Genomic DNA, 15651 nt, shown 5'->3' with positions numbered 1-15651 from the left:
TGGGCGTCCTATTGCGCGGGTTTGGCGAGCGCGGTCATCGCGTCGTCGGCGAATTTGCGGGCGGTCGACAGCGCGGCGTCGCGGGCGTCGGCACGTGCGAGCCAGTCATTGGCGGGAGCGCGATCCTCCGGCGAGAGACCCTTCAGCTCGCGGCGCGCCTCGGCGAAATCGTTGCGCAGCGCCGCCGCGGTGATCCGTGCCACCACCGCGCCGCGATCGGTGCCGGCGCCGTCGGTGCGCTCGACCTTGACCAGGCTCGAGGCGCCGGCCGAGAGCTTGCTGAGGATCGAGGTTCCCGTGGTGCTCTCCGGCGCCGGCGGCGAGAGCTTCGGCACGATGGTGAGCAGCTCGCGGCTGAGCGCCGCGGGGCTCGGCACGCCGCTGGTGGCGAAGACCTCCAGCGGCTTCAGCGCGGCCGGATCGGGCGCCAGCGACTTCGCCGTCGACAGCGCCGGCCCGTAGGGATCGCCGTGACGCACGGCGACGTCGAGCAGGGTCGCGGCGACCACACGGCGCAGCGGCGCGTCGTCGGTGGGCTTGGCAGCCGCGGCCTCGGTGATCTTGCGGCTTTCCTGCGCCAGCGCCGCGCTCTGGCTCCTGCTCGCCTGCTCCAGCGCATCGATGCGGGCGGTCAGGCCGGAGAGATCGACCGGCTCGGGTGCGGGCGCCGGCGCGGCGCCGTCGCGCGGCTGCGCCCTGACATCGTTGAGCGCGGCCACCGTCTTGTCGGCCTGCGCGCGCAGGCCGGCGATATCGTTGCGCAGCGCTGCAATCGCCTTGTCGGCGGCATCGAGCCGCCCGGTCACGGCGCCATCCGGCTTGCCGATCCGCTGCTCCAGCCCGGCGACGCGGGTGGCGAGCGCGTCGACGGCGGACGCCTGCGGTGAGACGGCCGACGGCGATACGACCTGCGGCCAGCCCAGCATCCAGCCGACGCCGATCACCAGCGCGGCCGCGGCCGCGCCGGAGAATGGCGCGATGATCCAGGGCGAGACCGGGCGGGGCGGCGGGAGCGGAGGAAGCTCGGCGCGCGGCGGCTCGGCCGCGGCGACGGTCTCCTCGGGCGTCTCGCTGGCAGCAGATTCCGGTTCGGTGTCACCGGCGGCATGCGGATGCGACTGGCTCGCCGCGCCCGACGACCCCTCGGCCAAGGCTTCGGCCGGCGCGGACCATGGCGAGGCAGTCGGCCGCTCGGCCGCGCTCTCGCTGGCCGACGGGCGCTCCTCGCGCGAGGTCGGCTCCAGGTCGATGGTCGGCGGTGGCCGTTTCGGCCGCCCGGTGTCGGAGGCCGGTGCAGCGGTGTCGGGTTCATCGACCATGGTGGAAGTTCCCTGGCTGAGGCAAGATTGAGCAGGCCCTCTTACGCCATTCACGACCGTAGCGCACGGGTCAGGCCCTCCAGCATGTCGTTTTCATCCGGATGCGCCGCGATTGTGACCTGGGTCGCGCCAGCCTCTCGAAGAACCTCGGCGACATTGGCCGACAGGCAGGCATGCGGCACCGCCAGCGCCGAGATTTCGACGCCGTCGGCCCGGATCGCCGCCACGAACGCCGCCGCGCTCCGCCGCGAATAATGCAGCACCGCACGAATCGCGTTTGCCGCGAACGCGTCGCAGACCTCGCGTGGCAGGCTGGTCACCTGTGCCATCCGATAGACGGTCTGCGTGACCACGTCGTAGCCGCGCGCGGCGAGCTCGGAGGCGAGATCGCGCGAGATGTCGGCGCCCGCAAGATAGAGCAGGGTGGCCCCGGCGTCGACGCCGCCGCCATTGGCGATCAGGTCGCGCAACGCCGTCGCATCGCCCGCGGCCGAGATCACTTGCGTGAAGCCGGCGTCGCGTGCGGCCGCCGCGGTCTGGTCGCCGACCGCGAACAGCGGCAGGCGCAGCAAGGCGGACGCTCCGAGCTGCGGCGCGGCCGCGCGCAGCGCGTTCGATGACGTCACGATCAGTCCGGCGGCGTCGCGGCCGGCGTCAGGCGGCAGCGCGACCGGCTCGAAGCGCAGCATCGGCGCCAGCAGCACGTCGAAGCCGCGCGCGCGCAAAGCCGCGGCGGTGCGCTCATTGTCGGGGGCGGGACGGGTCACCAGCACGGCCATGTGCTATGCTCCCGTCGAATACGGATCGGCCGGGCTGCAACGGACGGGTGATTGCACCTGGCGACCTCGTGGTGTTAGGCGGTTCTGCGCACTCATAATGACCAAAAGGGTTGAGATTGGGTAACGAATCGCAAACGCTCGTGCTGGGCATCGAAACCACCTGCGACGAGACCGCCGCCGCCGTGGTGGCGCGTGATTCGGACGGCAAGGGGCAGATCCTGTCCAACGTCGTGCGCTCGCAGACCGACGAGCACGCCATCTATGGCGGCGTGGTTCCCGAGATCGCGGCGCGCGCCCATGTCGACATGCTCGACCATCTCATCGACGCAGCGATGCGCGAAGCCGGCATCGACTATGCCGCGCTCGGTGGCGTCGCCGCGGCGGCCGGCCCAGGACTGATCGGCGGCGTCATCGTCGGCCTCACCACCGCCAAGGCGATTGCTCTCGTCCACAATACCCCGCTGATCGCGGTCAACCATCTCGAGGCGCATGCGCTGACGCCGCGCCTCACCGATGCAATCGACTTCCCCTATTGCCTGTTCCTGGCCTCCGGCGGCCATACCCAGATCGTCGCGGTCGCCGGCGTCGGCGACTACATCAGGCTCGGCACCACCGTCGACGACGCCATGGGCGAGGCGTTCGACAAGGTCGCGAAGATGCTGGGCCTGCCCTATCCCGGCGGACCTGAAGTCGAGCAGGCCGCGCGCAACGGCGACGGTCAGCGCTTTGCGTTTCCGCGTCCGATGCTAGGCCGCCGCGATGCGAATTTCTCGCTGTCGGGATTGAAGACCGCGGTGCGCAACGAGATCGGCCGACTGGAGAGCATCGCCGACCAGGATGTCGCCGACCTCTGCGCCAGCTTCCAGGCGGCGGTGCTGGAGTCGACCGCCGACCGTCTGCGCGTCGGCCTCGATCTGTTCAAGCAGCGCTTCGGCGCGCCAACCGCGCTGGTCGCCGCCGGCGGCGTCGCCGCCAACCAGGCGATCCGTGGCGCGCTCGACGATGTCGCGCAAGCCGGCGGCACCCGCCTGATCATGCCGCCGCCGGCGCTGTGTACCGACAACGGTGCGATGATTGCCTGGGCCGGACTGGAGCGGCTCGCGCTCGGCATGGTCGACGGCATGGACGCCGCCCCGCGCGCCCGCTGGCTGCTGGATGCCAATGCCAGCGTGCCGGGCAAGTTCGCGAATACGCGCGCGGGGTTTTGACCGTGGCAGACTCGCTGGCTGCGCCGAGCACGCGCCATCCATTGGCTCGTTCTCTTGTACGCCATAGCGCAAGCTGGCGCGGCAAACTCGGTGCGCCCCCCTACCCCCGCGCGAAGCGGAGCTTCGCTAGGCGGGGAGGGGTCGGGGGTGGGCGTAGCCCCACGAACGCTCTCGCCCGTGGCACTCCCCTCCCCAGCCCTCCCCCACAAGGGGAGAGGGAGCGCAGCGACGGTTGCCGCGCATGATCAGTTTCCAAACCATCAGCATCATCGGCGCCGGGGCGTGGGGCACCGCGCTCGCCGCCGTCGCGGCACGCGCCGGCCGTGACGTCACGCTGTACGCCCGCGATGCCGACCACGCCGCGCGCATCGCCAGCGCGCGCGAGAATCCGCGCCTGCCCGGCATTCCGCTCGCCGACAGCATCTCCGTCACCGCCGATCTCGCCCGGGCCGCCCGCGCCGACGCCGTTCTCATCGTCGTTCCCGCGCAGCATCTGCGCGGCGCGGTCATGCACCTCGCGCCGCTGCTTCGGCCTGGCACACCGCTCATCGCCTGCGCCAAGGGCATCGAGCACGGCACCCACAAATTCATGACCGAGGTCATCGCCGAGGCGGCGCCGAATGCGATCCCCGCCATCCTGTCCGGCCCGAGCTTCGCCGACGATGTCGCGCGCGGCCTGCCCACGGCGGTGACGCTCGCCGCCCGCGACGAGCCGCTTGCGGCGGCGCTGGTGCAGGCACTGGGCTCGCCGACCTTCCGGCCCTATCACGCGACCGACGTGCGCGGCGTCGAGATCGGCGGCGCCGCCAAGAACGTGCTGGCGATCGCCGCCGGCATCGTCGCCGGACGGCAGCTCGGCGCCTCGGCCCTGGCGGCGCTGACCACGCGCGGTTTCGCCGAGCTGGTCCGGCTCGGCCGCGCCTATGGCGCGCGCAGCGAGACCTTGACCGGCCTGTCCGGCCTCGGCGACCTCATCCTCACCTGCGCCGGCCCGCAGTCGCGCAACTTCGCCGCCGGCCTCGCGCTCGGCCGCGGCGAGCCGCTGCCGGCGGGCAAGCTCGCCGAGGGACAATACACCGCGCCCGTGCTGGTCGAGCTCGCCACCTCGCGCGGCGTCGAGATGCCGGTCGCGCTGGCCGTGGCCGCCATTCTCGCCGGCAGCGTCACGATCGACGCTGCGATCGAGGCGCTGATGCTGCGCCCGTTCAAGGCGGAGGAGTGAGCGGTGTAGGCGCGGCGCTACCGGTCGCGCAGCCACCTCCGCCGTCATGCCCCCGCTTGTCGCGGGCATCCACGTCTAAGATAATAGAGCTGGCGGTGAGACGTGGATGGCCGGGGCCTTTGACAGACGTGCTTCGCACTTTTGCCCGGCCACGATGAATGGAAAGAGAAAAGAGAACTGCATCATGAACTACTGGCTGGTGAAATCCGAACCCTCGGTATGGTCGTGGGACCAGCAGGTGGAGAAGGGCGCGAAGGGGGAGGCCTGGACCGGCGTGCGCAACTACACGGCGCGGCAGAACCTGGTGGCGATGAAGAAGGGCGACCTCGCCTTCTACTATCATTCCAACGAGGGGAAGGAGATCGTCGGCATCGCCGAGATCATCAAGGAAGCCTATCCCGACCCGACCGACAAGACCGGCAAATTCGTCTGCGTCGACATCAAGGCGCACAAGGCGTTCAAGACCCCGGTGACGCTCGCCGCGATCAAGACCGACACGACGCTCAGTGAGATGGCCCTGGTCAAGCAGTCGCGCCTGTCGGTGCAGCCGGTGACGCCGGAGGAATGGAAGCACATCTGCAAGTTGGGCGGAGTATAACCGATCGAACGGCGTAAGATGCCGGCTCAGCAGCGCCCGGCCCTGGCGCGGCTCAGAGATCCAGACCTTTCTTGCGCGGCTCGTCGACCATCTGGTTGCGATCTCTTCGCCGAGTGCCTGCCCATGGCCCTCAGGTCGTCAGTCGAGAAGTTCCCGGCGTAGAGGGCCGCGATCGCATCTGAGAATAGGAAATCCTGCCCTGAAAGGCTGGGTGAACTTCGGGATCAATACTCTGCCGAGCGCTTCCCGTGTTGATGTCGTGATGCTACGCTCGGTTGTGGCATGAAGCTCCTGCTTCCTGCTTCATACCGAACAGGAGAACGACATGTCTGACAGCGTCTACAAAGTCATCGAGCTGATCGGTACCAGCGGTGAATCCTGGGAAAAGGCGGCCGCGAATGCGGTCGAACAGGCGGCGAAAACACTCCGAGACCTCCGCGTCGCGGAAGTCGTCAAGCTGGACATGCAGCTCGACGCGAAGGGGAAAGTGGAAGCCTATCGGGCCAAGCTCAACGTGTCGTTCAAGTTCGAAGGTGCATGAGCCGTCCATCGGCTTGCATTGCTCGCAGCGCCCATCGGCCAGAGCAACGGCGGACGTGCTATTCGGCGTCACGCCCGTCATCAGGGCGCGGTGATCGCGAACTAACTACTCCGTCATGCCCGGGCTTGTCCCGGGCATCCACGTCTTCCTTTTGAGCAAACAAGGACGGGGATGGCCGGGCTCACCGTAAAGCCGAGCGGGATGGACGTGACCGCAAGCCTGCCATGGGCAAACTGCCCGTCGTTTTAGTTTGCCGCAGCATTTCCCCTTGCAACGTCGGGCAAATAACATTTCCGCGCGTCCCTGCTGCCGCATGAGGGGCGTTTCGCGACCGTCACGGATCGTTGGCAGTGGGATGCGACGGGCGTGTGTCAACGCAGCGTGACTTAGTTGCGCGGACGAACGATCGATGCACGCACGGTCAAGTCGCGCGGTCCTGATATCCCGACGCTGATATCAAGCGGGTGGCGATGCCCTGGCGTGTCGCGCTCGTGATGGTGGCCAGACGGCCCGGCGCACCAGGGAGAACGCGAAGCAGCCGTTAAAATCGTTGCGCAGGGAGGGCCGGGTGTGTTCGGCCAGACCTGTGGTACCTGCCGCCTGCCCCTTACAAAGATCACGCGGTATGGGTCCGCGTTCGCGGGGACGACACCGGCGGTGTGGCACGCGATCGGCCTCTACGACCTGTCCGCAGCGCTGCGGCTGCCCATCTCGGACAAAAGACAAGCCCAGTCGAAAGGCCAAAAAAGAAAGGGGCCCCAGCTTGCGCTGGAGCCCCTCAACGGTCAGGGCATTGCCGGGTATTTGCCCGAACCGAAGTTGCGGACCTGGTCGCTTACGACCAAGTCCCGGGAGAACTCAGTAGTTGTAGGCGCGCTCGCCGTGGTCGGTGATGTCCAGACCCTCGCGCTCCTGCTCGACGGTCGGGCGCAGGCCGATGATCACGTCGACGACCTTGTAGAGGATCGCCGAGCCGACACCCGACCACACCAGCGTGGCGACGACAGCCTTGATCTGCGCCAGCATCTGCGTGGCGAAGTCGTAGGTGCCGGCGTTGTTGCCGGTGATGTTGGTGTAGTCGGTGATGCCGACGCCGCCCAGTGCCGGGTTGACCAGGATGCCGGTGGCGAGAGCGCCGACGATGCCGCCGATGCAGTGCACGCCGAACACGTCGAGGGCGTCGTCATAGCCCAGCGCGTTCTTCACGGTGGAGACGAAGAACAGGCAGATCGGGGAGACGATCAGGCCGAGCACCAGCGCGCCGATCGGGCCGGCGAAGCCGGAGGCCGGCGTGACGGCGACGAGGCCGGCGACCGCACCCGAGCAGATGCCGAGCAGCGAGGGCTTGCCCTTGACGGCCCATTCGCACAGCAGCCAGGACAGCGCCGCACCAGCGGTGGCAACCATGGTGTTGACGAAGGCCAGCGCGGTGACGCCGTTCGACTCCAGGTTGGAGCCGGCATTGAAGCCGAACCAGCCGACCCACAGCAGCGCGGCGCCGATCATGGTCATGGTCAGCGAGTGCGGAGCCATCAGCTCCTTGCCGTAGCCGGTGCGCTTGCCGATCAGAACCGCGCCCACCAGACCGGCGATGCCGGCATTGATGTGAACGACGGTGCCGCCCGCGAAGTCGAGGGCGCCAGCGCCGGCGAGCCAGCCGACCGCGCCGGTGACTTCGTCGAGCTTGGCCTGGGCGGCGGTCTTGGCAGCGGCGTCGCCGGCGGCGGCGAGAGCCTTGGCAGCGGCGGCGACGTCATCGGGAGCCGCGATGTACCAGACCCAGTGCGCGATCGGGAAGTAGATGAAGGTCACCCAGAGCAGGATGAACAGCATCACCGCCGAGAACTTGATGCGTTCGGCGAAGGCGCCGACGATCAGGGCCGGGGTGATCATCGCGAAGGTCATCTGGAACACGAAGTAGGCCAGCTCCGGGATCACCACGCCGTTCGAGAAGGTCGGAACGGTCGAGTTGGCGTCGACGCCGTGCAGGAAGGCCTTGGAGAAGCCGCCGACCCACGAGGTCATGCTGCCGCCGTCGGTGAAGGCCATCGAGTAGCCGTAGAGCGTCCAGATCACGCCGACCATGGCGACGATCGCGAACACCTGGGTGAGGACCGAGGCCATGTTCTTGGTGCGGACGAGACCGCCATAGAACAGCGCGAGGCCGGGGATGGACATCATCAGCACGAGGGCGCTGGACACGAGCATCCAGGCGACATCGCCCTTGTTGGGAACGGGGGCGGCTGCGGCAGCGGCGGCCGGCGCGTCCTCGGCGAACGCCACGTCGGCGAGGCCTGCGACGCAGAGCCCGGCGATGGCGAGCGTGATCCATCCCGCGCTGGTTGGACGTTTGAACGTCATTTTATTCTACTCCGTAAGTGTTCTGGTTTGAGCGCGAAATCAAAGGGCCGCAGCGTCCGCTTCGCCGGTGCGGATGCGCACGGCGTGGTCGAGGCTGATGACGAAGATCTTGCCGTCGCCGATCTGGCCGGTCTTGGCGGCCGAGGAGATGGCATCGATGGTCTTGTCGACCTGGTCGGAGGGGATCGCGACCTCGATCTTGATCTTGGGCAGGAAGCTCACCGCATATTCGGCGCCGCGGTAGATTTCCGTATGACCTTTCTGACGGCCGTACCCCTTCACTTCCGTCACCGTGAGACCATGAACGCCGATGGCGGTCAGGGCGTCCCGGACTTCTTCGAGCTTGAATGGCTTAATGATCGCCATAACAATTTTCATGGGTCCAATCCCCGCTTGGGCCCGGTACGGACATTACCGAGCGCTTCCTGTCGACTGAGGTTCACCACGCGGAGAAAATCTTCACGACGCGGGCACAGCCGGGGGCGATAGAATCAAATGCCGTGCCAGACGGCTGGTCAGGGCTAACGAGCGGTGAATCCTGACCTTTTCAGCCCTCAGGGGGGGCATCAGGGGCTGCGCCATTCCGCCGCGCTCAAGGAATGGGCAGGCATGCGCAAAAGTTGCGCATGTCAGGCTCAAGACACAATGCTGCCCACGGCGCGGGCAGAATCCCGCGACGCCGAACAGGTCAATTGGCGCCGTTTGCTGCAGCTATTGCAGCGCCTCGCCATGCTGGGAGATGTCGAGCCCTTCCAGCTCGTGCTCGCGCGACACCCGCAGCGGTACGAAGGCGCTGACCAGCTTCAGGAGACCCCAGGTCACGCCGCCCGACCACACCAGTGTGACGGCGACGCCGTAGAGCTGGGCCGCAAGCTGCTTTGGGTTGCCCTCGATCAGCCCGGTAGTGCCGCCGATCGCGGCCGTCGCGAACACGCCGGCCAGCAGGGTCCCGGTCAGGCCGCCGATGCCGTGGACGCCGAACACGTCGAGCGAATCGTCATAGTTGAAGCGGTGCTTCAGCGAGGTGCAGGCCCAGTAGCAGATGACACCGGCGAGCGCGCCGATCACCAGGCCGTGCCACGGCGCGACGAAGCCGGACGCGGGCGTGATGGTGCCGAGGCCGGCGACCGCGCCGGAGATCATGCCGAGCACCGAGGGCTTGCGCCGGGTCGACCATTCCAGCGCGCCCCAGGTGACGGCGCCGGCGCAGGCGGCGAGATGCGTGGTCAGGATCGCCATCACCGCATGTGCATTGGCCCCAAGCGCCGAGCCGCCATTGAAGCCGAACCAGCCGACCCAGAGCAGGCCGGTGCCGACCACCGCGAGCGACAGGTCGAACGGCGAGAGGTTCTCGCTGCCATAGCCCTGGCGCCGTCCCATCACCAGCGCGGCGACCAGCCCGGCAGTGCCGGCGGAGAGATGCACGACGAGGCCGCCGGCGAAATCGACCACGCCGGCCTGCGCAAGGAAGCCGCCGCCCCAGATCCAATGCGCCAGCGGGACATAGACGAAGATGAACCAGGCGATGCTGAACAGCAGATAGGCCGAGAATCGCATGCGGTCGGCGACCGAGCCCGCCACCAGCGCCACCGTGATGATCGCAAACGTCATCTGGTACAGCATGAACAGCGACTCGGGGATGGTCTTGGCGCCAGGATGGACGCTGTCCATGCCCATGCCGGCGAGGAACGCGCGGTCGAGCGAGCCGATCCAGGTGCCGTCGCCGACGAACGCCAGCGAATAGCCGAACGCGACCCACAGGATCGAGATCAGCATCACCGCCGCGAGGCTCTGCGCCATGGTCGCCAGCACGTTCTTCTTGCGCACCATGCCCGAGTAGAACAGCGCCAGACCGGGAATGGTCATCATCAGCACCAGCGCGGTGGCGACGATCATCCAGGCGGTGTCGGCCGGATCGATCGTGGACGGCGCTGCCGCCCGTGCGGGTGTAACGAAGATGATCGCGGCCGCCGCAGCCAAAGCAGCAGGCGCGCGCAGGCAACGAGACGCGCAGGTCCCCATGGCAGTCCCCCGGCATGTCGGATCAGGTTGAGAATGTTCGCTCCGCCGCGCCGTTGCGGCGGGCGTGCAGCCGTCGCGGCTGCTTGAACGGTTTACAGAGCGTCGGTGTCGGTCTCGCCGGTGCGGATGCGGCGGGCATGATCGATCGGCGTCACGAAGATCTTGCCGTCGCCGATCTGGCCGGTGCGCGCATGCGTGGTGATCACCTCGACCGCCTTGTCGGCCATCTCGGAGTTGACCGCGATCTCGATGCGCAGCTTGGGCAGGAAGTTCACGATATATTCGGCGCCCCGGTAGATCTCCGTGTGGCCCTTCTGGCGGCCGTAGCCCTTGACCTCGGTCACGGTCATGCCGTGGACGCCGATCGCGGTGAGGGCCTGGCGCACCTCGTCGAGCTTGAAGGGTTTGATGATCGCGACGACGAGCTTCATGGGCGGGCCTTGGTTTCCTCGGAGCGAAGCAGCCTGTTTCGGAGGCAGGCTTGGGACGGCCGTTTTGGCCTGTTCCTAGGCAAATGGCACAAAATCAGCGCAGCGTTAAGCGAAAACGTCAAGGAGTGACGGATATCACTGAACGGAACGCGACATCGCCCGACAGACTGAAGACGTGTTCCTGCCATCCTCTATTCAAGGACATCCCATGTCGAATCGTTCCTGGTATTACGCGGCGCAAGGCCAGCAACAGGGTCCCATTTCGGAAGACGAACTGCGCGACCTGATCGCCCGGGGCGTCGTGACCGCCGAGACGCTGCTGTGGAGCGACGGCATGGCCGGCTGGGAGAAGGCCGGGCGCATTCCCGGCCTGATGTCGGGCGTGCCGAGCATGTCGCCGGCCACGCCGCCCGCGTTCGACGCCGGCACCGCCGCGTCGGGCGGCGCGCTCTCGGTCAAGCTCGACATCTGGTCCTATCTCGGCTGGACGCTGCTGTATGTCGTCGGCCAGTTCCTGATCGTCATCACGCCCTGGACCGCTGTCTATCTCTACCGCTACGTGATCGAGCGGATGAGGGTGCCCGGCCGGCCGAACCTCACCTTCACCGGCCAGCCGCTCGACATCTGGTACGTCTTCGTCGCGATGGGCGTGCTGGCCTATGTCGGCCTCAGCGACCGGCCGATCCTCAACCTCATCTCGCTGGTTGCCCCGGCGTTCCTGGGCTGGATGGTGCTGCGCTGGCTGCTGAGCAACCTCGCCTCGAATGGCGAGCGGTTGCCGATCCATTTCGAAGGCAGCCCCGTCGTCTATGCCGGCTGGTACCTGCTGATGATCGTGTCGGGCATCACCGTCATCGGCTGGGCCTGGGTGCTGACCGCCTGGATGCGCTGGGTGTGCCGCAACATCCAGGGGACGCGGCGCGAGGTCGTGTTCACCGGCTCGGGCCTGCAGGTGCTGTGGCGCACCTTCGCGTTCGTGCTCGGCAGCTCGGTGATCATTCCGATCCCGTGGCTGCTGCGCTGGTACAGCGCCTGGTACGTGTCGCAATTCGCGGTCGTGCCGCGCACCGCGCAGCCGATGTGATGCGGCTAGGCCCGGCGCTCGCGGATCGATCCCTCCTGCGCGACGGAGGCGACCAGCGTGCCGTCGGGCTTGAAGATCGAGCCGCGGGTGAGCCCGCGGCCGCCCTGCGCGCTCGGCGAATCCTGCGCATAGAGCAGCCATTCGTCGGCGCGGAACGGGCGGTGAAACCACATCGCATGATCCAGCGAGGCCGGCATCATGCGCTTGTCGAACAAGGTGCGGCCGTAGCGCGCCATCACGGCGTCAAGCAGCGAGAAGTCCGACGCATAGGCCAGCGCGCACATGTGCAGCGCCGGATCATCGGGCAGCTTCGCCGCCGTCCTGATCCAGACATGGATGCGCCCGTCGTCGATCTTCTGGCCGAAATAGCGGCTGAGCTCGACCGGGCGCAATTCGATCGGACGATCGGATTCGTAATAGCGGCGGATGAAGTCCGGCATCCGCTGGAAGACCTCCTGGAACATCGGCTGCTTGGAGATCTCCTCGGCCGTCAGCTTCTCCGGCGGCGGCACGTCCGGCATCCTGTCCTGATGGTTGAACGCGCTCTCCTCGTCGCTGTGGAACGAGACCATGATGGAGAAGATAGCGTTGCCGTGCTGGATCGCGGTGACGCGGCGCGTCGCGTAGCTCTTGCCGTCGCGGAGGCGCTCCACCTGGTAGATGATCGGCACCTGCGGGTCGCCCGGCAGGATGAAATAGCAGTGCAGCGAATGCGGCAGCCGGCCCTCGACGGTGCGGCACGCCGCCATCATCGCCTGGCCGATCACCTGGCCGCCGAACACGCGCTGCCAGCTGGTCTTCGGGCTGTTGCCGCGGAACAGGTTCACCTCGATCGGCTCGAGATCGAGGATCGAGATCAGGTCGATCAGTCCCTTGGACATGGCGTGTTGCTTTCGCTGGCTCGGCCGTCCGCTCCGGCCCCGTTCGGGCGGGATCAGGCATCCGGAAATGACGGCCTGGGGTGGCAGCCCTTGGTTCACGCCCCTGTTTCGCCCAGCTATAATCGCCCCGCAAGAGTAACCGTGAGCAGGGTGCCATGACGACACAGCGAAGCATTGTCATTTGTGGCGGCGCCTTTGCCGGCCTGGCGCTTGCGCTGGCGCTCCGGCAGGGGCTCGGCCCCGAGGTGCCCGTCATCGTGGCCGATCCGGCGCTCGCCAACCGGCCAAGCCGCGATCCACGCGCCAGCGCCATCGTCGCGGCCTGCCGCAAGCTGTTCGACGCGATCGGCGTCTGGGCGGACGTGGCGCCGCAGGCGCAGCCGATCCTCGACATGGTCATCACCGATTCCAAGCTCGAGGATGCGACGCGGCCGTCGTTCCTGACCTTTGCGGGCCAGGTCGAGGCCGGCGAGCCGTTCGCGCACATGGTCGAGAACCGGCACCTGATCGACGCGCTGGTCAAGCATGCGGAGGCGGCGGGCGTCGAGCTCAAGGCGATGCCGGTGACCGGTTTTGAGACGCGCGGCGACAGCGTTGCAGTGACCCTGGGCGATGGCAGCCGCTGCGAAGCCAGCCTGCTGGTGGCCGCCGACGGCGCGCGTTCGAAGCTGCGCGAGCGTGCGGGCATCCAAACCCATGGCTGGGACTATGATCAGTCCGGCATCGTCGTCACCATCGGTCATGAGCGCGACCATGGCGGCCGCGCCGAAGAGCATTTCCTGCCGCCCGGCCCATTCGCGATCCTGCCGCTGACCGGCAAGCGCTCCTCGCTGGTGTGGACCGAGCGGCGCAAGGAAGCGAAGCGCCTTGTGGAGCTGGGCGCGGAGGAATTCCACGCCGAGCTGGAGAAGCGCGCCGGCCTGCATCTCGGCGAGCTCAAGGTGCTCGACCAGCCCCGGGCGTTTCCGCTGTCCTATTTCGTTGCCCGCTCCTTCATCGCGCCGCGGCTGGCGCTGGTCGGCGACGCCGCCCATGTGATCCATCCGATCGCGGGGCAGGGCCTCAACATGGGGCTGAAGGACGTCGCCGCGCTGGCCGAGGTCGTGGTCGATGCTGCGCGCATGGGGATCGATCCGGGGCAGGTCGATGTGCTCGAGCGCTACCAGCGCTGGCGCCGCTTCGACACGATGGCGATGGGCGTCGCCACCAACTCGCTGAACTTCCTGTTCTCGAACAAGTCGACCTTGCTGCGCGCCGTGCGCGACATCGGCCTTGGGATCGTCGATCGCGCGCCGCCGCTGAAGGAGCTGTTCATCAAGCAGGCCGCGGGCCTCACCGGGGAGATGCCGCGGCTGTTGAAGGGGGAAGCGTTATAAAGCATGATCCGGAAAAGTGGGGACCGGTTTTCCGAAAAGATCATGCTCAAACAAAGAGCTAGCGCGGGCCTGCGGCCGTGATGAAACCGGCGACGGCTTCGACCATGTCGGGGTCGAGCGGACGCTCCGTGTCGTTGTAGGAGGCGAGGTTCTCGTCCTCATTGGCGACGTCGACCAGGACGTGGTTCATGTCCGGCAGCCACAGCGACTTGGCGGCCGGTGCGGCGGCGGCGAGCGCGACCATGTCGAGGCGTGCGATCTGGTGATCGCGGGCGCCGCCGACGATCAGGATCGGGATCGTGAGCTGCTTCAGCGGATCGATCGGGTCCTCTGCGAAGGCGGAGCCGATGCTGGGCTGCATGCTCGGCGCGACCGGCAGCTCGGGCGGTGGCGGGTCCACGACCTGCCCGGCCATGATGGCGTCGATCGCCTTGGCGACCGGCTCCATCTTCGCCGCCGGCAGCTTCTTCTCGAGCTGCGCCTTGAGCAGATCGCCCTGCCGCCGCGCCGACGTCGTGAGCAGCACGAGGCGGTCGACCGGGGTGCGGCGGGCGGTGAGGATGGCGACCAGGCCGCCCTCGCTGTGGCCGACGAGAACGATGCGGGCGAACTTGCCGCGCAGGAAGTCGACCAGCGAAGCGGCGTCGTCGACATAGTCCTTGAAGCGGAAGTCCTCAGGCTTGCCGAATTCCGCCTTCCAGCCGCGCGCGCCGCGCTTGTCGTAGCGCAGGCTGGCAATGCCCTGGAGGGCGAGCTGCTCGGCGAGCTTCTTCAAGGTCGCCGGCTTGAGCTGCGGCCCGTTGCCGTCCCGGTCCGTCGACCCCGAGCCGGCGATCAACAGCGCCACCGGCGGGCGCGCGACACCCGCTGGCGTCGTCAAGACGGCGTCGAGTGGGCCAATGCGGACGGCGCTCTCCTCGGCCGAGACCGCCGAAGCGAGGGCCATCAGCGCCAAAGCGAGCGCGCAGCGGATCACGACGGACCGCATCGGTCAGTCGATCTTCCGCGCTTCCTCGGGCAGCATGATCGGGATGCCGTCGCGGATCGGGTAGGCGAGCTTCGCCGACCGGGAGATCAGCTCCTGCTTCGCCGCGTCGTATTCCAGCGGGCCCTTGGTCATCGGACAGACCAGGATCTCGAGCAGCTTGGGATCGACGGAATTGGCGGGGCGTTCGAGCGGGGCGTTCATGGCAAGGGTCTCCGGCGGGCGCCTCTGTAGCATATCGCGCGCCTGCTTGTCGTCCATCAAGGCCTGTGCAGGGCGATCCGGATCAGTTCGTCGATGACCGTGTCCAGTTGCTGGGCCGGCAACGGCCGATCCGACAGCGCATGGCCGAGAAAAGCCCAGTACAGCACCTGGGCGCGTGCGTGTGCGATCGCCGGCGTCAGTCCCTCGGCTGCAAGCAGGCTCTCGACATAGCCCAGCCGGCGCCTATCGATGGCCTGCACCGCCTGGCGCGCGGCGGGGTCGGATCCGGCCCAGTTGCGCACGGCGCGCTCCAGGACGAGCTTGACCGTGAACGTGCGCCGGAGGAGCACGGCAATCGCCGGCTGGTCGCCGGCGCTCGCCTCCACCCCGGTGATGATCTGCTCGGCCGCAATCTCCCGCCACCTCTTGAGGAGGGCGGCGTGAAACGCAGCCACGTCGGCGAAATGCCAGTAGAAGCTGCCGCGTGACACGCCCAGGGCTTTCGCCAGCGGTTCCGCCTTCAGCGCGGTGAAGCCTTGGCTGGCCAGCACCTTCAATCCCTGGTCCAGCCAATCGTCGGCCGAGAGCTGATCGGTCATGTCGTCTCCATGCGACGACCATACACAACTGTATTGACGGC

At 67.6% G+C, this 15651-nt stretch carries 15 protein-coding genes and 1 pseudogene; 6 read left to right on the top strand and 10 right to left on the bottom strand.

The features are described 5' to 3' along the window. Window positions 1-8: 8 nt before the first annotated feature. Together ACQR1H_RS19745 and ACQR1H_RS19740 are read right to left on the bottom strand one after the other, a co-directional pair. On the bottom strand, window positions 9-1319 hold the full coding sequence (locus ACQR1H_RS19745) for a COG4223 family protein (protein WP_434908062.1): 1311 nt from the start codon (window positions 1317-1319) through the stop codon (window positions 9-11). Window positions 1320-1369: 50 nt separating this feature from the next. Beyond that, window positions 1370-2098 carry a uroporphyrinogen-III synthase gene (locus ACQR1H_RS19740; protein ID WP_434838805.1) on the bottom strand — a complete coding sequence of 243 codons (729 nt, stop codon included), beginning with the start codon at window positions 2096-2098 and terminating at the stop codon, window positions 1370-1372. Window positions 2099-2238: 140 nt separating this feature from the next. On the opposite strand from ACQR1H_RS19740, the gene tsaD reads away from it, so the two are divergent. The 4 genes from tsaD (at window position 2239) to ACQR1H_RS19720 (ending at window position 5667) form a co-directional block, all read left to right on the top strand. Continuing rightward, complete coding sequence (tsaD, locus tag ACQR1H_RS19735; protein ID WP_434838806.1) at window positions 2239-3306, top strand: tRNA (adenosine(37)-N6)-threonylcarbamoyltransferase complex transferase subunit TsaD; 1068 nt, start codon at window positions 2239-2241, stop codon at window positions 3304-3306. A gap of 241 nt (window positions 3307-3547) precedes the next feature. After that, window positions 3548-4528: an NAD(P)H-dependent glycerol-3-phosphate dehydrogenase gene (locus tag ACQR1H_RS19730; RefSeq protein WP_315800786.1), complete on the top strand. Its 981-nt coding sequence runs from the start codon at window positions 3548-3550 to the stop codon at window positions 4526-4528. Window positions 4529-4712: 184 nt separating this feature from the next. Further along, window positions 4713-5126, top strand: coding sequence for an EVE domain-containing protein (locus tag ACQR1H_RS19725; RefSeq protein ID WP_316238568.1), 414 nt, complete (start codon window positions 4713-4715; stop codon window positions 5124-5126). A 325-nt stretch (window positions 5127-5451) separates the two neighbouring features. Beyond that, window positions 5452-5667, top strand: coding sequence for a dodecin family protein (locus ACQR1H_RS19720; protein WP_315800784.1), 216 nt, complete (start codon window positions 5452-5454; stop codon window positions 5665-5667). An 858-nt stretch (window positions 5668-6525) separates the two neighbouring features. Here ACQR1H_RS19720 and ACQR1H_RS19715 read toward each other — a convergent pair. The 4 genes from ACQR1H_RS19715 to ACQR1H_RS19700 all read right to left on the bottom strand — a co-directional run bounded on the left by ACQR1H_RS19715 (window position 6526) and on the right by ACQR1H_RS19700 (window position 10481). Next, window positions 6526-8028 (bottom strand): ammonium transporter, encoded by a 1503-nt coding sequence (locus tag ACQR1H_RS19715; RefSeq protein WP_315800783.1) that lies wholly within the window; start codon window positions 8026-8028, stop codon window positions 6526-6528. A gap of 39 nt (window positions 8029-8067) precedes the next feature. Next, a complete protein-coding gene (locus ACQR1H_RS19710) occupies window positions 8068-8406 on the bottom strand; it encodes a P-II family nitrogen regulator (RefSeq protein WP_006611147.1) in 339 nt (112 codons plus the stop codon). Between the two features lie 333 nt (window positions 8407-8739). Beyond that, complete coding sequence (locus ACQR1H_RS19705; RefSeq protein WP_434838808.1) at window positions 8740-10050, bottom strand: ammonium transporter; 1311 nt, start codon at window positions 10048-10050, stop codon at window positions 8740-8742. 92 nt (window positions 10051-10142) lie between these two features. After that, entirely contained in the window at window positions 10143-10481 is a 339-nt protein-coding gene (locus ACQR1H_RS19700; RefSeq protein WP_315800781.1) for a P-II family nitrogen regulator, read from the bottom strand. A 208-nt stretch (window positions 10482-10689) separates the two neighbouring features. Between ACQR1H_RS19700 and ACQR1H_RS19695 the strand changes: the two genes are divergently transcribed. Beyond that, on the top strand, window positions 10690-11565 hold the full coding sequence (locus ACQR1H_RS19695; protein WP_316238566.1) for a DUF4339 domain-containing protein: 876 nt from the start codon (window positions 10690-10692) through the stop codon (window positions 11563-11565). A 5-nt stretch (window positions 11566-11570) separates the two neighbouring features. On the opposite strand, the gene tesB is transcribed toward ACQR1H_RS19695, so the two are convergent. Continuing rightward, a complete protein-coding gene (tesB, locus tag ACQR1H_RS19690; protein WP_315800779.1) occupies window positions 11571-12446 on the bottom strand; it encodes an acyl-CoA thioesterase II in 876 nt (291 codons plus the stop codon). Between the two features lie 152 nt (window positions 12447-12598). On the opposite strand from tesB, the pseudogene ACQR1H_RS19685 reads away from it, so the two are divergent. Then, window positions 12599-13822: pseudogene (locus ACQR1H_RS19685) on the top strand (ubiquinone biosynthesis hydroxylase); the annotation flags it as partial. Window positions 13823-13880: 58 nt separating this feature from the next. Here the strand turns inward: ACQR1H_RS19685 and ACQR1H_RS19680 are convergent. Genes ACQR1H_RS19680 through ACQR1H_RS19670 form a run of 3 tightly spaced genes read right to left on the bottom strand, consistent with a single transcriptional unit; the run spans window position 13881 to window position 15610 of the window. Beyond that, a complete protein-coding gene (locus ACQR1H_RS19680) occupies window positions 13881-14810 on the bottom strand; it encodes an alpha/beta hydrolase (protein ID WP_434846063.1) in 930 nt (309 codons plus the stop codon). A gap of 3 nt (window positions 14811-14813) precedes the next feature. Next, the gene (locus ACQR1H_RS19675; protein WP_434857852.1) at window positions 14814-15011 is read right to left on the bottom strand and encodes a Trm112 family protein; all 198 of its coding nucleotides are present in this window, start codon (window positions 15009-15011) and stop codon (window positions 14814-14816) included. Between the two features lie 56 nt (window positions 15012-15067). Next, a complete protein-coding gene (locus ACQR1H_RS19670) occupies window positions 15068-15610 on the bottom strand; it encodes a TetR/AcrR family transcriptional regulator (protein ID WP_315800777.1) in 543 nt (180 codons plus the stop codon). Window positions 15611-15651: the final 41 nt, after the last annotated feature.

The organism is Bradyrhizobium sp. HKCCYLRH2015, from assembly GCF_051168215.1.
GTDB lineage: Bacteria > Pseudomonadota > Alphaproteobacteria > Rhizobiales > Xanthobacteraceae > Bradyrhizobium.
The sequence above is the reverse complement of the archived record's forward strand: the minus strand, read 5'-3'. Positions and strand labels throughout refer to the sequence as shown.

Bases quoted from the DNA above. Each gene is read 5' to 3' on its own strand.
- ACQR1H_RS19715 (WP_315800783.1), bottom strand. From the start codon at position 8,028: ATGACGTTCAAACGTCCAACCAGCGCGGGATGGATCACGCTCGCCATC.
- ACQR1H_RS19730 (WP_315800786.1), top strand. From the start codon at position 3,548: ATGATCAGTTTCCAAACCATCAGCATCATCGGCGCCGGGGCGTGGGGC.
- ACQR1H_RS19725 (WP_316238568.1), top strand. From the start codon at position 4,713: ATGAACTACTGGCTGGTGAAATCCGAACCCTCGGTATGGTCGTGGGAC.
- ACQR1H_RS19680 (WP_434846063.1), bottom strand. From the start codon at position 14,810: ATGCGGTCCGTCGTGATCCGCTGCGCGCTCGCTTTGGCGCTGATGGCC.
- ACQR1H_RS19700 (WP_315800781.1), bottom strand. From the start codon at position 10,481: ATGAAGCTCGTCGTCGCGATCATCAAACCCTTCAAGCTCGACGAGGTG.
- tesB (WP_315800779.1), bottom strand. From the start codon at position 12,446: ATGTCCAAGGGACTGATCGACCTGATCTCGATCCTCGATCTCGAGCCG.
- ACQR1H_RS19720 (WP_315800784.1), top strand. From the start codon at position 5,452: ATGTCTGACAGCGTCTACAAAGTCATCGAGCTGATCGGTACCAGCGGT.
- ACQR1H_RS19710 (WP_006611147.1), bottom strand. From the start codon at position 8,406: ATGAAAATTGTTATGGCGATCATTAAGCCATTCAAGCTCGAAGAAGTC.
- ACQR1H_RS19740 (WP_434838805.1), bottom strand. From the start codon at position 2,098: ATGGCCGTGCTGGTGACCCGTCCCGCCCCCGACAATGAGCGCACCGCC.
- ACQR1H_RS19675 (WP_434857852.1), bottom strand. From the start codon at position 15,011: ATGAACGCCCCGCTCGAACGCCCCGCCAATTCCGTCGATCCCAAGCTG.
- ACQR1H_RS19670 (WP_315800777.1), bottom strand. From the start codon at position 15,610: ATGACCGATCAGCTCTCGGCCGACGATTGGCTGGACCAGGGATTGAAG.
- ACQR1H_RS19695 (WP_316238566.1), top strand. From the start codon at position 10,690: ATGTCGAATCGTTCCTGGTATTACGCGGCGCAAGGCCAGCAACAGGGT.
- ACQR1H_RS19745 (WP_434908062.1), bottom strand. From the start codon at position 1,319: ATGGTCGATGAACCCGACACCGCTGCACCGGCCTCCGACACCGGGCGG.
- ACQR1H_RS19705 (WP_434838808.1), bottom strand. From the start codon at position 10,050: ATGGGGACCTGCGCGTCTCGTTGCCTGCGCGCGCCTGCTGCTTTGGCT.